Origin of the sequence: Agromyces sp. CCNWLW203, assembly GCF_036576125.1 — a bacterium.
Taxonomy (GTDB): Bacteria; Actinomycetota; Actinomycetes; order Actinomycetales; family Microbacteriaceae; genus Agromyces.
Genome location: NZ_JAZHYX010000004.1, coordinates 292,938 through 309,123, shown reverse-complemented (window position 1 = coordinate 309,123; position 16,186 = coordinate 292,938). Strand labels below are relative to the sequence as shown.

16 protein-coding genes are annotated in these 16,186 nt (G+C 71.2%); 8 read left to right on the top strand and 8 right to left on the bottom strand.

Translation table 11 applies throughout. The features are described 5' to 3' along the window. Positions 1-125 precede the first annotated feature (125 nt). The 4 genes from VPH61_RS11760 to VPH61_RS11745 all read left to right on the top strand — a co-directional run bounded on the left by VPH61_RS11760 (position 126) and on the right by VPH61_RS11745 (position 4,480). Positions 126-1,565 (top strand): GuaB1 family IMP dehydrogenase-related protein, encoded by a 1,440-nt coding sequence (locus tag VPH61_RS11760; RefSeq protein ID WP_332063673.1) that lies wholly within the window; start codon positions 126-128, stop codon positions 1,563-1,565. A 136-nt stretch (positions 1,566-1,701) separates the two neighbouring features. After that, complete coding sequence (locus tag VPH61_RS11755; protein ID WP_332063672.1) at positions 1,702-3,030, top strand: hemolysin family protein; 1,329 nt, start codon at positions 1,702-1,704, stop codon at positions 3,028-3,030. After that, entirely contained in the window at positions 3,027-4,064 is a 1,038-nt protein-coding gene (locus VPH61_RS11750; protein ID WP_332063671.1) for a hemolysin family protein, read from the top strand. The genes VPH61_RS11755 and VPH61_RS11750 overlap by 4 nt, the downstream gene beginning before the upstream one ends. Before the next feature lie 41 nt (positions 4,065-4,105). Beyond that, positions 4,106-4,480, top strand: a complete 375-nt coding sequence (locus VPH61_RS11745) for a VOC family protein (protein ID WP_332063670.1) — start codon at positions 4,106-4,108, stop codon at positions 4,478-4,480. Between the two features lie 24 nt (positions 4,481-4,504). Here VPH61_RS11745 and VPH61_RS11740 read toward each other — a convergent pair whose 3' ends face one another. Then, a complete protein-coding gene (locus VPH61_RS11740) occupies positions 4,505-5,146 on the bottom strand; it encodes an HAD family hydrolase (RefSeq protein ID WP_332063669.1) in 642 nt (213 codons plus the stop codon). 23 nt (positions 5,147-5,169) lie between these two features. Between VPH61_RS11740 and VPH61_RS11735 the strand changes: the two genes are divergently transcribed. Next, a complete protein-coding gene (locus VPH61_RS11735; RefSeq protein WP_332063668.1) occupies positions 5,170-6,018 on the top strand; it encodes an ADP-dependent NAD(P)H-hydrate dehydratase in 849 nt (282 codons plus the stop codon). Between the two features lie 11 nt (positions 6,019-6,029). Here the strand turns inward: VPH61_RS11735 and VPH61_RS11730 are convergent, their stop codons facing one another. From VPH61_RS11730 to VPH61_RS11720, 3 genes are all read right to left on the bottom strand, one after another. Continuing rightward, positions 6,030-6,791 (bottom strand): amino acid ABC transporter ATP-binding protein, encoded by a 762-nt coding sequence (locus tag VPH61_RS11730; protein WP_332063667.1) that lies wholly within the window; start codon positions 6,789-6,791, stop codon positions 6,030-6,032. Continuing rightward, positions 6,788-7,666, bottom strand: a complete 879-nt coding sequence (locus tag VPH61_RS11725) for an amino acid ABC transporter permease (RefSeq protein ID WP_332063666.1) — start codon at positions 7,664-7,666, stop codon at positions 6,788-6,790. Before VPH61_RS11725 ends, VPH61_RS11730 begins: the two co-directional genes overlap by 4 nt. Before the next feature lie 92 nt (positions 7,667-7,758). Continuing rightward, the gene (locus VPH61_RS11720) at positions 7,759-8,589 is read right to left on the bottom strand and encodes an ABC transporter substrate-binding protein (RefSeq protein WP_332063665.1); all 831 of its coding nucleotides are present in this window, start codon (positions 8,587-8,589) and stop codon (positions 7,759-7,761) included. 94 nt (positions 8,590-8,683) lie between these two features. On the opposite strand from VPH61_RS11720, the gene VPH61_RS11715 reads away from it, so the two are divergent. From VPH61_RS11715 to VPH61_RS11705, 3 genes are read left to right on the top strand one after another with little or no spacing between them, the layout of a single operon-like run. Further along, the gene (locus VPH61_RS11715; RefSeq protein WP_332063664.1) at positions 8,684-9,985 is read left to right on the top strand and encodes a hypothetical protein; all 1,302 of its coding nucleotides are present in this window, start codon (positions 8,684-8,686) and stop codon (positions 9,983-9,985) included. A 36-nt stretch (positions 9,986-10,021) separates the two neighbouring features. Next, entirely contained in the window at positions 10,022-10,339 is a 318-nt protein-coding gene (locus VPH61_RS11710) for a thiamine-binding protein (protein ID WP_332063663.1), read from the top strand. A gap of 54 nt (positions 10,340-10,393) precedes the next feature. After that, positions 10,394-11,668, top strand: coding sequence for an MFS transporter (locus VPH61_RS11705; protein ID WP_332063662.1), 1,275 nt, complete (start codon positions 10,394-10,396; stop codon positions 11,666-11,668). A gap of 64 nt (positions 11,669-11,732) precedes the next feature. Here VPH61_RS11705 and VPH61_RS11700 read toward each other — a convergent pair whose 3' ends face one another. From VPH61_RS11700 to metX, 4 genes are all read right to left on the bottom strand, one after another. Then, a complete protein-coding gene (locus tag VPH61_RS11700; protein WP_332063661.1) occupies positions 11,733-12,383 on the bottom strand; it encodes a response regulator transcription factor in 651 nt (216 codons plus the stop codon). Next, a complete protein-coding gene (locus VPH61_RS11695; RefSeq protein WP_332063660.1) occupies positions 12,383-13,645 on the bottom strand; it encodes a hypothetical protein in 1,263 nt (420 codons plus the stop codon). Before VPH61_RS11695 ends, VPH61_RS11700 begins: the two co-directional genes overlap by 1 nt. Then, on the bottom strand, positions 13,642-14,799 hold the full coding sequence (locus VPH61_RS11690; protein ID WP_332063659.1) for a sensor histidine kinase: 1,158 nt from the start codon (positions 14,797-14,799) through the stop codon (positions 13,642-13,644). The genes VPH61_RS11695 and VPH61_RS11690 overlap by 4 nt, the downstream gene beginning before the upstream one ends. Positions 14,800-14,941: 142 nt before the next feature. Continuing rightward, a complete protein-coding gene (gene metX, locus VPH61_RS11685) occupies positions 14,942-16,147 on the bottom strand; it encodes a homoserine O-acetyltransferase MetX (RefSeq protein ID WP_332063658.1) in 1,206 nt (401 codons plus the stop codon). Positions 16,148-16,186 lie beyond the last annotated feature (39 nt).

Genomic DNA, 16,186 nt, shown 5'->3' with positions numbered 1-16,186 from the left:
TCTCCATTGATGCTGGAATTACCTGCTTCGCGGCTTCGCCGTGCGCGCGGGCACGTCGAATCACCGCCTCCCAGCCTAATCCCCTCAATCGCCCCCTGAGCACGGCGCGGCGGTAGCGTGGCGGCATGGAGTTCTACCGGACGACACCCAGCCACGACCTCACCTACTCGGACGTGTTCCTCGTGCCGAGTCGTTCCGCCGTCACGAGCCGTCTCGACGTCTCGCTCGCACCCGACGACGGGTCGGGTGCGTCGATCCCGCTCGTGTCGGCGAACATGAACTCGATCACCGGCCCGCGCCTGGCCGCGACGCTCGCCCGCCGCGGCGGCCTCGGCGTGCTGCCGCAGGACATGCACCTGCAGGACCTCGACGCGGCGATCCGCGCGGTCAAGGCGCAGTCGCCGCGCTTCGACACCCCGTACGACTTCAGCCCGGATGCCTCGGCCGCCGACGCCCTCGAGGTGCTGCCGCCGATCGCGGGCCACGGCATCGTGCTGCACGACTCCAGAGGCGAGTACGTCGGATGCATCCCCGCCGACCGTCTCGCGACCGCGCTGCCCGACGCTCGGCTCGGCGACCTCGTGCACGGCGGGCTCGCCTCGCTCGACGCCGACGACGTGTCGACGCCCCGCCGCGCCTTCGACCTCATGGTCGAGGCCGGCCTCGAGTTCGCTCCGGTGCTCGAGCACGGTCGCGTGGTCGGCACGCTCAGCCGCCGGAGCGCACTGCGTGGCACGATCTACGAGCCGAACGTCGATGCGGCAGGGCGACTGAGGGTCGCCGCCGCCGTGGGCATCAACGGCGACGTCGCGGCGAAGGCGACGGCGCTCGCGGCCGCGGGCGTCGACATGCTCGTCATCGACACCGCGCACGGTCACCAGGAGGGCATGCTCCGCGCGGTGTCCATCGTGCGCGACCTCGACCTCGGGCTGCCGATCGTCGCGGGCAACATCGTGACGGCAGATGCCGTCGCCGACCTCGTCGAAGCCGGCGCCGACGTGCTGAAGGTGGGCGTCGGCCCGGGCGCCATGTGCACGACCCGCATGATGACGGCGGTCGGCCGGCCGCAGTTCTCGGCGGTGCTCGAGACGGCGGAGGCCGCGCGCGAGCTCGGTGCGACCGTCTGGGCCGACGGCGGGGTGCGCTACCCGCGCGACGTCGCGCTCGCGCTCGCCGCCGGGGCGGCGTCGGTCATGATCGGGTCGTGGTTCGCGGGCACCATCGAGGCTCCGGGGCTGCTGCGGCACGATGCATCCGGTCGCCTCTACAAGGAGAGCTGGGGTATGGCGTCGACGAAGGCCGTGCGCGAGCGCTTCGACCGGTTGTCGCCCTACGAGCTCGCGCGCAAGGAGCTCTTCGCGGAGGGCATCTCGTCGTCGGCGATCTCGCTCGACCCGCTGCGACCCTCGATCGAGGACCTGCTCGACATGATCACGTCTGGGGTGCGCAGCTCGTTCACGTACGCGGGGGCGCGCACGCTCGAGGAGTTCCGCGACCGCGCCCTCGTCGGCGTCCAGTCGGCGGCGGGATACGAGGAGGGCAAGGCGTTGCCGGTCAGCTGGTGAGTTGCGTGTGACGCTCTGGTTACGGCTGGGCGGGCGCACGGGGTGCGCCGATATACTGAGGCGACAATGGACGAACCTCCCTCTGCCACTGCTCCAGGTCATAGACCCCCGCCCGTGACTGCTCGCGGAGGTGGCGATGTCTGAGTGGATACTCCTCGGCATCGGGCTCCTCCTCACGATCGGCACGGGCTTGTTCGTCGCCAGTGAGTTCGCGCTCGTCAATCTCGATCGGGCCGACCTCGAGGCGCGCCGCGCGAGAGGCGAGACGAGACTCGCGCTCACCATCGCGGCGCTGAAGATCACTTCGACGCACCTCTCGAGTGCGCAACTCGGCATCACGCTGACCACCCTGCTCACGGGCTACACGATGGAGCCGGCGATCTCGTCGCTCCTCGCGGGGCCGCTCGCCGCGATCGGCGTACCCGAGGCGTTCGTGCGCCCCGTCGGCACGATCACCGCCGTCGTCGTCGCCACCCTGCTGTCGATGGTCATCGGCGAGCTCGTTCCCAAGAACTTCGCACTCGCCCTGCCTCGGCAGACCGCCGTGCTCGTGATCCCGTTCCAGACGGCGTTCACCTGGGTGTTCCGCCCCGCCATCTCGCTGCTGAACGGCAGCGCGAACGGAATCCTCCGCTCCTTCGGCATCGAGCCGAAGGAAGAGCTCTCGGGCGCCCGCTCGGCCGAGGAGCTGTCGTCGCTCGTCCGGCGATCGGCCAGCGCCGGCATGCTCGAGCAGGACACCGCGACCCTGCTCGGGCGCACCCTGCGCTTCGCCGACCACGACGCATCCGACGTGATGACCCCGCGCCCCAGGGTCGCAGCCGTGCAGCGCCTGGAACCTGCGGAGACCGTGCTCGAGCTCGCACGCACGACCGGGTACTCGCGCTTCCCGGTGTACGACGAGAACCTCGACGACGTCGTCGGCCTCGTGCACGTCAAGCAGGCCGTCGCCGTGCCGCGCGAGAAGCGCTCGGAGGTGCCGGCATCGGCCCTGCAGTCCGATGCGCTGCGCGTTCCCGAGACGATGAAGCTCGACACCCTCCTCGGTGAACTCAGAGGCCGCGGGTACCAGATGGCGGTCGTCGTCGACGAGTACGGCGGCACCGCCGGTGTCGCGACCCTCGAGGACCTCGTCGAGGAGCTCGTCGGCGAGGTCTCCGACGAGCACGATCGCACCCGCGCCGGCATCGTGCGGCGCGGCGACGAGGTGAGCTTCCCCGGAATACTGCGACCCGACGAGCTGCTCGAGCGCACCGGCATCCGCGTCCCAGAGAACGGAGACTACGAGACCGTGGCCGGATTCGTCATGGCCGAGCTCGGGCGACTGCCCGTCGTCGGCGACGAGGTGCTCATCGACGAGGGCACGCTCGTCGTGCAGCGACTCGACGGGCGCCGAATCGACCGCGTGCGCTTCGTGCCGAACCCGCCGCCCGAAGCCGACGACCTCGAGGGGGGCGAACGATGAGCGACTGGGCCGGAATCGCCTGGCTGATCGTGCTGCTCGCCGCGAACGCCTTCTTCGTCGGCGCGGAGTTCGCCGTCATCTCGGCGCGCCGATCGCAGATCGAACCGCTCGCCGAGCAGGGCAAGCGCAGCGCGAAGACCGCGCTCTGGGCCATGGAGCACGCGACCCTGATGCTGGCGACCAGCCAGCTCGGCATCACGGTCTGCTCGCTGCTCATCCTGAACGTGTCGGAGCCCGCGATCCACCACCTGCTCGAAGTGCCGCTGCACCTCACCGGCTGGTCGACCGAGGTCGTCTCGACGATCGCGTTCATCGTGACGCTCGTGCTCGTGTCGTACCTGCACGTGGTCTTCGGCGAGATGGTGCCGAAGAACCTCTCGTTCTCGATCCCCGACCGTGCGGTGCTGCTGCTGGCGCCGCCCCTCGTCTTCGTGGCGCGCGTGTTCAAGCCGATCATCATCGCCCTGAACGCGACCGCGAACGGGGTGCTGCGCCTCTTCGGCGTCGAGCCCAAGAACGAGGCCACCTCGACCTACACGCTCGAGGAGGTGCAGACGATCGTGCACCAGTCGCGCCGCGAGGGCGTGCTCGCCGACGCGAGCGGCACTCTGACGGCCGCCTTCGAGTTCACGACCAAGCGGGTGCAGGATGTCGCGGTGCCGCTCGACTCGCTCGTCAGCCTGCCGCCGGGTGCCACGCCGGCCGACGTCGAGCGTGCGGTGGCCCGCCGCGGCTTCTCGCGCTATCCGATCCTCGACGAGTCGGGCGACCCCGACGGGTACGTGCACCTGAAGGACGTCATCGACCTCGACGAGGACGAGTTCGACGACCCCATCCCGGCCAAGCGCATCCGCCGTCTCGTGTCGATCTACGCGGGCACCGACCTCGAAGACGCGCTCTCGACGATGCGCCGCCTCGGCACGCACGTGGCGAGGGCGTTCGATGAAGACGGCGCGACGGCCGGCGTGCTGTTCCTCGAGGACATCATCGAGGAACTCGTGGGCGAGGTGCAGGACGCGACTCGGCGCGGTTGAGCGCGTAGACTCGGCACCGACCCGAGAGGTGAGGTTTCATCATGTTCGAATCCGCTGAAGGCTATGCCGTCCTGCCGGCTTCCGATCTCGAGCGTGCGAAGCGCTGGTGGAAGACCGTCTTCGACCTCGACCCGGTCGAGGACTCGCCGGGCGGCGTGATGCTGCGCATCGGGTCCACCCCGGTACTCGTCTACGAGACGCAGTTCGCCGGCACGGCGAAGAGCACCGCGCTCGGCATCGACACCGATGATCTCGACCGTGACATGGCTGCGCTCCGCGAGCGCGGGGTGACGTTCAACGAGTACGACCTGCCCGGCGTGAAGACCGAGAACGGCATCGTCGACGACGGCGGCATGCGCACCGCCTGGTTCGACGACAGCGAGGGCAACATCATCGCCCTCGGCCAGCGCAGCTGACCCCGCCGTGGGCCCGTTGCGCGCTCAGGCGAGGCTGCGGAGCCACGACTCGAGCGCGGCGGCATCCGTGAACACGTGCCCGTCGCCGCCCACCGCGATCGCGCCCTCGACGTTCTCGGCCTTGTTGTCGACGAAGACGAAGTCGGATGCCGCGATGCCGAGTTCGTCGATGACGTGCTCGTAGATCGCGGCGTCGGGCTTGACGAGGTTGAGCTCGCCGCTGACGAACACGCGCTCGAAGAGGGGCGCGAACGAGCCGTGACGCAGCCAGCCCGAGTAGTCGGCGCCCGCGTTCGAGAGGAGCGCAAGGCGCGTGCCGCCCGCGGCGAGGGCGTGGAGCACGCCGAGGGTGCCCGGGTCGACCGACAGCCACCCGCGGTGGTCGATGGCCCAGAGCTCGTGCACGTCGACGGGGCTCCACTCCGCCCCGAGGTCGACGGCGACGGCCTGCCAGTACTCGGCGATCGACGTGGCGCCCTGGTCGAGGCCCTGCCGGTGCGCCCAGTACGACGTCCAGAACCGCTCGGTGTCGGCCGTCGTCACACCGGCACGATCGAGGAGAACGGCCCGGTCGGCGGCGGAGGGCTCGCGCGAGATGACCTCGCCGTAGTCGAACACGACGACGCGGGGGGCGAGGCTGATCGGTGCGGGAACTGTCGGAGTCATCTCGTTCAACCTATCGTTGGACCATGGACACGCCGTGGCAGGAATGGACCGCCGACGATGCGGCGAAGTGGGTCGTCGCACCGGGCGCCGATGACGACAAGTACTCGCGCGGCGTGCTCGGCATCGTGGCGGGTTCTCCCGACTACCCGGGTGCGGCGGTCCTCGCCGTCGAGGCCGCGCATCGTGCCGGACTCGGCATGGTGCGCTACACCGGCCCGCGCGCCGTGCGCACCGCGGTGCTCGCGCGCCGGCCCGAGACCGTCACGGCTCCGGGCCGGGTGCAGGCGTGGTCGGTCGGCTCGGGCATCGACATGGGCCGGCGCTCATTCATGCTCCTCGGCGACCTGCAGGGAGCACTCGCGTCGGGCCTGCCCGTCGTGCTCGACGCCGGCGCGCTCGACCTCGTCGGCACGCACACGGCGCCCACGGTGATCACCCCGCACGCCAGGGAACTCGCAGCACTCCTCGCCTCGCGTGAGATCGACACGAGCATCGCGCAGGTGCGCGCCGCCCCGGCGGAGTGGGCGCTGCGAGCGGCGAAGGAGCTCGGCGTCGCCGTGCTGCTGAAGGGGGCGGTCACCCACATCTGCGACCCCGACGGCGACCGCTACACGGTCACCGCGCCGACCCACTGGCTCGCGTCCGCCGGCACGGGCGACGTGCTCGGCGGCATCCTCGGCGCGCTCGTGGCCACGCATCACGAACGCATCGCCGAAGACGCCGAGGTGCTCACCGCGCTCGCTGCGACCGCGGCCTGGGTGCAGGGCGAGGCGGCGAGGCGCGCGACCGCGGCGGTCGACGGCGGACCGATCACGGCCCTCGACATCGCCGAGGCGATCCCGCCCGTCATCGGGGCGCTGCTCGCGCGCTGAGCGCGACCGACTCAGTCGGCGAGGAACCTCGCGAGGAACTCGCGCGTGCGCTCCTCGCGCGGCGCCTCGAAGAACTGCCGGGCAGGGGCGTCCTCGATGATCCGGCCCGCGTCGAGGAAGACGACCCGATCGGCGACCTCGCGCGCGAACGCCATCTCGTGGGTGGCCATGACGATCGTCGTGCCGCCGTCGGCGAGCGAGCGCACGAGGGCGAGCACCTCGCCGACGAGCTCGGGGTCGAGGGCGCTCGTCACCTCGTCGAGCAGGAGCAGCTCGGGCTCCGTCGCGATCGCCCGCACGATCGCCGCGCGCTGCTGCTGGCCGCCCGACAGCCGGTCGGGGAACGCGCGGGCGAAGTCGGCGAGCCCGATCGAGGCCAGCAGCTCGAGTCCCCGGCGCTCGGCCTCGGCCCGCGGAACGCGATGCACGAGCCGGGAGGCGAGCGTCACGTTGTCGAGCACGCTGAGGTGCGGGAAGAGGTTGTAGTGCTGGAAGACCACGCCGATGCGGGCGCGCACGCCGTCGGCGTCGACGCGCGGATCACTGACGTCCTGCCCGCGCAGCAGGATCTCGCCGTCGTCGATCTGCTCGATGAGGTTGATCGTTCGGAGAAGCGTGGACTTGCCGGAGCCGCTCGCGCCGACGAGGGCGACGACCTCGTGGGCCGCGACGTCGAGGTCGATGCCGTCGAGCACGACATGGTCGCCGAACGCGCGGCGAACGCCCCGGAGCCGGAGCACCGGCTCGGTGACCGAAACGGATGACGCGTTCACACGATGCTCCCGACCTGCTCGCGTGCCCGCATGCGTGCCGACAGCCAGTCGGTGAGCCGGATCATCGGCCACGCGAGCAGCACGAAGAGCAGTCCGGCCACGACGTAGGGCGTGAAGTTGAAGAAATGCGCCGTCTCGATCTGGGCCGCGCGCACGGCGTCGACCGCCCCGAGCACCGAGATGAGCCCGACGTCCTTCTGCATGGCGACGAAGTCGTTCATGAGGGCGGGCGTCACCTTGCGGAACGCCTGGGGCAGCACGATGCGCCGCATGGTCTGGCCGTGGCTGAGGCCCAGCGACCGGGCGGCGAGGCGCTGCGAGGGGTGCACCGCCTCGATGCCGGCACGGAACACCTCGGAGACGTACGCCGAGTAGGTGAGGATGAGCGCGATCGTGCCCAGCACGGCGACGGGCACGCGCGGGAAGAAGTCGAGCCCCGGCACGCCGTAGCCGATCAGGTAGAGCACGATGATGAGCGGCATGCCGCGGAAGAGGTCGGTGTACCCCGCCGCGAGTGCCCGGAGGGGGAAGAACACCGGGCCGCGGAGGGTGCGGAGGGTCGCCAGCAGCAGGGCCACGATCACGACGCCGATGCTCGCGCCGACGAGCACTTGGATGTTCAGCAAGAGGCCCTCGAGGATGCGGGGGAGCGACGCGACCGCGACGGCCGGGTCGAAGAACGTCTGCTGCACCTCCGCCCACCCGGGCGAGCCGATGAGCGCCCAGGCGAGGAGCCCGGCCAGCACGATCGTCGAGAGCGCGCTCACGAGCACCGAGCGGCCCGTCTGACGCTTCCGGAACGCGCGCCGTTCGAGCTCGAGGGCGCTCGGCTGCCACTCGGTCGTCGTGGCGCCGGCGTCGGTCGTGTCGGTCACGAGCTCACGCTATCGGCGGTCGGCGGATGTCGCGGCATCCGCACATCGGACACAGCCGTTGCTCGAACACGCTCGTGGTACGGATCGCCAGCTCACTCGAGGACGGGCGCGCCGCCCTCGCCGCCCAGCCATTCGGCGGCGAGCTCGTCGAGCGTGCCGCGCTCACGCAGCGCGTCGACGGCAGCCGTGACGTCGGCCGTGAGCGGCGAGCCCTTGGCGAGCACGATGCCGAAGGCGTCGCCGCCGCCGGCGGTCGCCGGGAGCTGGCCGATGATCTTGCCACCGTCGAGCTCGACGCCCGTGAGGTAGAACGCCGTCGGCAGGTCGACGACGATGGCGTCGACCGTGCCGCTCTGCAGGGCGAGCTTGGCGTCGTCGTTGGTGGTGAAGACCTGCGCGCCGGCGCTCGGGGCGATGACCTCTTCGACTGCGTCGAAACTCGTCGTGCCGGTCTGCGCGCCGACGAGGAGGTCTTTCAGGTCGGCGATCGAGGTGGCCGAGGCCGCCGGCGACGAGTCGACGGTGATGACGACCTGCGTCGTCTCGTAGTACGGCGACGAGAAGTCGACGTTTTGCTCGCGCTCGTCGGTGATCGAGAACTGCTGGAGGTTCAGGTCGAAGTCCTTCGGCCCGGGGGCGATGGCCTGCTCGAAGGTCGAACGCACCCAGACGACGTCGTCGGCCGAGAAGCCGAGCTCGTCGGCGACGGCGTACGCGACCGCGGCCTCGAAGCCCTCGCCCGACTCGGGGGCGTCGTCGAGCACCCACGGGTAGTACGCGGGCTCGCCGGTCGCGATCGTGAGCTTGCCCTCGGTCACGTGGTCGCCCCCGCCCGAAGCGTCGCCCGTGCCGCCGGCGCAACCGGCGAGCGCGAGGGTCGCTGATGCCGCGATGATGATCGCGGTGAGGGAGCGTCGGGTCATGGTGGCCTCCAGTGGGTGTGCCTCAAGCATCGCCGATGCCATCGACTGCGTGGGAGCGCGTGGCGGATTGTGACGCTCGGCTAGGCTCTTCGCCATGACGGACGGCGACGAGCGCGGGGCATCCGCTCGCCCGATCCGCAGGTTCCTCGGCACCCGGGCCGCCCTCTGGGCGGGCTTCGCGCTCGTGCACGTCGCGCTCGTCTGGCTGAATCTCAGCGGCCCCGGCTATCCGCTCGGCGACGTGACGGCGGTGTACCGGGTCTGGGCGGACAACGCCGCGCACGGCTGGCTGCGCATGGGCATCGACGCGCCCTGGGTGTACCCGATCCTCGCCTTCGCGCCGATGACCGCGGCCCTCGCGTTCGGTTCGGCCTGGTACGCCCAGACCTGGCTCGCCATCGTCACCGTGCTGAACGCGATCGCCTTCGGCGTGCTGATCGGCCGAGCGACGCTGTCACGTCCGCGCCGCATCGCGGCCTGGTGGTGGCTCGGCTTCCTCGCCCTGCTCGGCCCGATCGCCTTCGGCCGAATCGACGCGATCACGGTGCCGTTCGCGATCACCGGCCTGCTGTGGGCGGCCGGCCGGCCGCGGGTGGCCGCCGTGCTGCTCACGATCGGCGCGTGGATCAAGGTCTGGCCGGCGGCCCTCGTCGCAGCGCTCGTGATCGCCGCGCGCCGGCGCCTCGAGGTGCTCACCGTCGCGCTGTCGCTCAGCGTCGGGATCCTCGGCGTGAGCCTCCTCGCCGGTGCCGGCGTCAACGCGATCGGCTTCGTCGCCGAGCAGGCCGGGCGGGGGCTCCAGATCGAGGCGCCGCTCGCGGTGGCCTGGCTCTGGCAGATCGTCGCGGGCTCGAAGACGGTCGAGATCGTCTACGACCGCCAGATCCTGACGTTCCAGATCGAGGGGCCCGGCGCGGATGTCGCGGCGGCCCTCACCACTCCGCTCATGGCCCTCGGGGTGCTCGCCGTCGTGCTCGTCGGCGTGCGTGCCGCGCGTCGCGGAGCCGCCTTCGGACGACTCCTGCCGCCCCTCGCGCTCTCGCTCGTCGTGGTGCTCATGCTCGCGAACAAGGTCGGCTCGCCGCAGTTCGCGACGTGGCTCGCCGCCCCCGTGATCGTCGGGCTCGTGTTCCGTCCCGCGCGGTTCGCGGTGCCGGCACTGGTCGCCGCATCGATCGCGCTGCTCACGCACATCATCTACCCCTACTGGTACGGCTGGCTCCTGATCGCCGACCCGGCCTTCGTGTTCCTGCTGACGATGAAGTCGCTCCTGCTCGTGATACTGCTCGCCTGGGGCATCCGCTCGATCTGGCGGCTCGGCTCGCAGCGCTCGCCGCGGTCGCTCGCGCGCGGGGCCGACGTCGTCGGCAGCACGATGGAACTCGACGACCACTGAACTCGACGAACCCGACGACCACTGAAGGAGACGAACATGCTGGTGGCATTCTCAGTCGCGCCGAGCGGCACGGGCAACACCGACGGGTCGGTCCACGACGCCGTCGCCGCGGCGGTGCGCATCGTGCGGGAGTCCGGCCTGCCGCACCGCACCGATTCGATGTTCACGACCATCGAGGGGGAGTGGGACGAGGTCTTCGACGTCGTGCGGCGCGCCACCGAGGCCGTCGGCGAGTACGGTTCGCGGGTCTCGCTCGTGCTGAAGGCCGATATCCGCCCGGGATACTCGGGCGAGCTCGAGGGCAAGCTCGAACGACTCGAGACGGCGATCGACGGGCTCGACACCGGCGACTGACCGCGCGGCGGCGGCAGCATCGAATCGATTCGATTTCTGTGCGAGAATCGACGGGTGACCCTCCCCATCGACGGGCCGACGACACTGTCGCCGGCCCGCATCCGTTTCGCGCTCCTCGCGCTCGCCCTCGGCGGATTCGCCATCGGTTCGACCGAATTCGTCGCGATGGGCCTCCTGCCGAACATCGCGTACGACCTGCTGCCCGAGCTCTACGCGCAGTCGTCGGCCGATGCGAACGCGAACGCCGGATGGATCATCTCCGCCTACGCGCTCGGCGTCGTCGTCGGCGCACCGACGATCGCGGCGGCCGCGGCGCGGTGGCCACGCAAACGACTCCTGCTCGCGCTCCTCACCGCCTTCACGCTCGGCACCATCGCCTCGGCCGTACTGCCGACCTTCGAGCTCGTGCTCGTCGCCCGGTTCGTCGCCGCGCTCCCGCACGGCGCGTACTTCGGCATCGCCTCGCTCGTCGCCGCAAGCCTCATGGGCCCCGGCAAGCGAGCCCGCGGCGTCGCACTCGTGCTCTCGGGGCTGACGATCGCGAACGTCATCGGCGTACCCGCGATCACCTGGCTCGGCCAGCTCGCGGGCTGGCGCATCGCCTACCTCGCGGTCGCGGCCATCTTCGCGCTCACCTTCGTCGCGGTGCTGATCGCCGTGCCCTGGCAGGCCGGCGACCCCGGTGCGACGATGAAGCGCGAGCTGAAGGCCTTCACCCGCGCCCAGGTCTGGTTCGCGCTCGGCATCGGAGCCGTCGGCTTCGGCGGGCTCTTCGCCGTCTACAGCTACATCGCACCGCTCGCCACCGACGTGACCGGGCTGCCCGAGGAGCTCGTGCCCGTCGTGCTCATCGTGATCGGCATCGGCATGACCATCGGCAACTTCGCGGGCGGACGCCTCGCCGACTGGAGCGTGCGCCGCTCGATGTACCTGTTCTTCGCGGTGCTCGCCGGTGCGCTCGTGCTGCTCGCCTTCACCGCGTCGAGCCCGTTCGGCCTGTTCACCGGCGTGCTGCTCGTGGGCGCGGCATCCGCTGCCCTGTCGCCGACCATTCAGGCTCGGCTCATGGACGTCGCGCGCGACAGCCAGTCGATCGCCGCCGCGCTGAACCACTCGGCGCTGAACATCGGCAACAGCCTCGGCGCCCTGCTCGGCGGCATCGCGATCGCGGGCGGGCTCGGCTACGTCGCCCCCATCTGGATCGGGCTCGTGCTCACGCTCGCCGGTGCGCTGCTCGCCGTGACGTCGTTCGCGCTCGATCGCTCCCGCGTGCGCAGCGGCGTGGCCGTGCCGTATGCGACGGGCGCGATGCACGCCGTGGAGTCGTGAGGCTCACGCGGTCGTGAGCCGACTCCGCCGGTCGTGAGCCGGCTCCGCCGGTCGTGAACCCGCCTCAGTCGGACTGCAGCAGGATGCCGTCGAGGATCGCGCGCTTGCGGAGCGCGACCTTCGTGCCGACGTCGTAGCCCGACGCGCGGTACTTCTCGCGGATGCGCTTGAGATAGCTCTTCGCCGTCTCCTCGGAGATGCCGAGCTGGAACGCCACGGCCTTGACGGGCTGGCCGGCACCGTAGAGCGCCATCACGCGTCGCTCCTGCGCCGAGAGCTTCGGCGACGTGCCCTCGGCCGTGAGGGCGAGCTCGAGCTCGGGGGTCAGGTAGGACTCGCCGACCCGCGCCGCCCGGATCGCCTCGATGATCGTCTCGACGGGTTCGGACTTCACGAGGTAGCCGAGCGCGCCCGAACTGAGGGCCTCGCGCACGACGGTCGGCTCGGAGTACGTGCTCATGAGCATCGTCTGCACCCCCGCGGACTTCAGCATCGACAGCTTCAGCGAGATAGGGATGTTGTCGCGCAGGTCGAGGTCGAGGAGGACGACGTCGACCGGGAACTCGGGATGGGCGAGGAGCTCCGACCACGAGGGCACTGCCGCGAGGAGCTCGATGTCGGGTGCCGCGGTGCGGATCCACTCGGAGAGTGCCCCCAGCAGCATGCGGTGGTCGTCGACGATCGCCAGGCGGATCGGTGGAGCGCTCGCTGTCATCAGATTCCCCTTTGACGGGCCGCCCCGCGGACGGCCGTGACTCCTGCCGGAGCGTTCGGGTCGACCCGGCAGTCGATGTCGATGCGAAAGGATTCGGGCCCCGCAACGACATCGTGTGTACCGACTGTATCGAGTGCATCCCACGTTGCGGGGTCGACGCGGCGTCGAACCACGCCGGAGACCTCGATCGAGAGCTGCAGATCGGGTGATTCCGGGTCGGCCGCCTCGCTCGGTTCACGGCACGTCACATGGGCCGCGAGCTCGGCGGCTCCCTTCGACTGCTCACCCACGAGGAACCACAGCGCGAGCAGCAGCCCGTCGCGCTGGTCGGGCGAGAGCACGCCGGCGAGCCCGCCGGGGTCGTCGACCGTCACCCGGTTGCTGAGGTACGCCGACTCGGTGACGGCGTGCCTGAGCCAGGTGTCGTTGCGGCCCTCGATGAGTCGCACGCGGAGCCGGGCGGCCAGATCGCCGGCTCGCTCGGCCGCCTCGGCCGGGAGGGGGATCGCGATCCGCCCCGATCCGACGTCGTCGAGGAGCGCCTCGGCGTCGAAGTCGAGCTGGGCGAGCTCCTCGGACGCGCGCATGCCGACCGCGGTGCGCGGGGTCGCGACCGTGCTCTGCACGAGCGAGAGGTCGAGCTCGCGACGGATGAGTCGCCGGAACCCGCCGATCGCGATCACCGCGATGACCATCGGCAGCACCGTGGTCGCCGCGACGGTGAGCCCGGTGACGGTGTGATGGCCGGCGGTCGTGACCTGGAGGAGCGCCGAGCCCGCGATCACGGCGCCGATCAGGCTCGCGACCAGCATCGGGATGCGCGTGCCGCGGATCGCGGCCACCGGCATCAGCACGGCCCCGGCCGCCGCCGCGGCGGTCGGGGTGACGCCGAGGCGCAGGAGCCCCATCGACGCGGTCACGTCGAGCCACACCGGCACGATGAGGGCAACGAGGAGCACGACGTAGAGCACGTCGGGCAGTGGGGTGTTTCGCGACACCATGCGGGAGATCACGCCGATGCCGACGACGCCCGCGAGGGCGAACCAGGCCGGCCACGGACCGGGACCGGGCGGGAAGAGCGGGGCGAGGGTCACGGCGTGCGCGAAGTGTCCGATGATGATGAAGCCCGACGCGATGGTGATCCCGATGGCCAGGCGACGGCCGCCGTGACTCTCGCGCACGTCGCCGGCTGCGCGCGCCGATCGGCTGGGCCGGCGGAACTGGCGTCCGAGCGTGTTCGCTGCGATGTGGTGCTCGCTCATGGCTTCGGCACCTCGAGCATCACCGTCGTGCCGGAGCCGGGCGAGGAGAAGATGCGCGCGCGCCCGCCCACGACGCTGAGCCGGCCCACGACGGACTCCGCGTAGCCGAGCCGGGCACCGTCGATCGTCGCGGGTTCGAAGCCGCTGCCGGCATCGGTGACCATCGCGCGAACGGTGCGCTCGTCGTCGCTGACGGTGACGTCGGCCTCGGTGACCCCGGAATGCCGGCGCACGTTCTCGAGGCACTCGCCGAGCGCGCCGAGGAGCGCGTCGAGGGTGTCGCGCGGCAGCGCGAGCCGACCGGCGCCGTGCCAGTTCACGTCGAGTCCCATGCGCGCGAACCGCTGGCGCACCGACTCGAAGGTCACGCCGAGACTGTCGTCATCGGCCTCGGGGGAGAAGACCGCCGTCGAGCCGCGGTCGAGCGGTGCACCGAGTCGCAGTTGCTTGAGCAGGCGCGCATCGTCGCCGGCCTGCTGCCGGAGGGCACCGGCGCGGACGCCGACGCCCGAGTGGGCGAGGAGGCTCAGCGTCGCGAGCACGGTGTCGTGCAGCACCCGGGCGTCTTGACGCTGCTGCGACTCGAGCTCGCTCGCGAGCCGCTCGGCCTCGTGCGCGCGGCCGACCTCCTGGATGCGCTCCGCCGCCGCGGCGATTGAGCGGTCGAGCCAGATGCCGATCGAGGCATTCGCCGCCCAGCCCATGAGCGCGCCGATGGCGACCACCTGCATCGGGTGGCCGGTGAGTGCGACGACGCCGATCGAGATCAGCACGGCCGCGATGAGGCCGAGCAGCATGAAGGCGCCGTCGGGTCGCACGATGAGCGGGATCGCGACCGAGGCCGCCGTCACCGACGCGGTGACGGCCATCGCCGAGCCGGCGACCGGGTCGATCACGGGCGCCGCGCCGAGCACCGTGATGAGCGCGACCGAGCACGCGACCAGCCCGAGCGCCGGCGCGATCGCACCGCGCGACGTGAACAGGATGATGCAGACGATGGCACCGGCGCTGAGCACCGCTGCGAGCATCAGTTCGAGGCCGGTGGAGGCTCCGGGCACGAGGAGGCACAGGAACGACCCGACCGCGCCGCTCAGGCCCGAGACCCTCGCGATTCTCCGGAGCAGCCGGTCGCGTTCCTTGTGGATGCGCTTCATGACACCCCCTCGGCATGGTCGGCACCGCTGATCGCACGGTGTCACTCGAAAGGGTAGCGGAGTCGACGGGATGCAGGGAGGGCGGGGCAGGGGATCGGGTCGGGAGGGGTGCGGGCAGGGCGCGCCCCTCGGCGAACGAGGCTCAGGCCGCCAGCAGTTCGCGGATCGCCGCGCCGATCGCGTCATCCTCGATGAGGAACGCGTCGTGCCCGTATTCGGAGGCGACGACGACGGGCGAGCGCCCGTGGATGCTCGCGGGAAGGCCCGCCGCGATCTCCTCCTGGCCGCTGAGCGGGAAGTAGCGGTCGCTGTCGATGCCCAGCACGAGGCTCCGCGCCGTCACCTGAGCGAGCGCCGCGGCCACTCCGCCGCGGCCACGTGCGATGTCGTGCGAGTTCATCGCCTCGGTGAGCACGATGTAGCTGTTGGCGTCGAAGCGCCTCGTGAACTTGTTGCCGTGGAAGTCGAGGTAGGACTCGACGGCGAAGCGGCCGTCACCGCCGAGGGGATCGAGGTCGGACTGCCAGCTGCGTGCGAAGCGCTGGTTGAGCTCGCTCGCGGTGCGGTAGTTCAGCATCGCCATGCGCCGGGCGAGGGCGAGCCCGCGCGTCGGCCCGTCGCCGTCGGGAGCATCGTAGAACTCGCCGCCGCGGAACGCCGGGTCGGTGCGGATCGCCTCGATCTGCACCGAGTTCAGCGCGATCTGGTCGGCGGTGCTCGCCGCGGGAGCCGCGAGCACGGCGATGCGCTCGACGGCGTCGGGGGCCATGATCGCCCATTCGAGCACGTGCATGGCGCCCATCGAGCCGCCGACGACCGCGGCGAAGCGTTCGATGCCGAGCTCGCGGGCGAACGCGATCTGCGCGCGCACCTGGTCGCGGATCGTGAGGAACGGGAAGCGGATGCCCCATTCTGCGCGGTCGGTCGCGAGGGAGGCTGGCCCGGTCGAGCCCTGGCAGCCGCCGAGCACGTTCGGTGCGACGACGAACCAGCGGTCGGTGTCGATCGCGAGACCCGGGCCGACGATGCCGGGCCACCAGCCGGCGCTCGGGTGCGCGGGGCCGGCGGGCCCGGCCACGTGGCTGTCGCCGGTCAGGGCGTGCAGCACGAGGATCGCGTTGTCGCGCGCGGGGGAGAGCGTGCCCCACTGCTCGTAGGCGATGCGCGCGGACCCGAGCACGCGCCCCGACTCGAGGGCGACGTCGCCGATGTTCACGAACCGGCGGTCGCCGACGGCATCGCCGTCGCGCCAGGCGCCGGTGGCCGGAGCACGGCCGGCCAGCGTCGCGGCGCGCGCCTCGGTGACGATGCTCGCGGGCACCGCATCGGCCGTCGTCTGCCAGTCCATGTCTCGATTCTTCCCGAGGCGCGGCGCCCCTCGTGCATT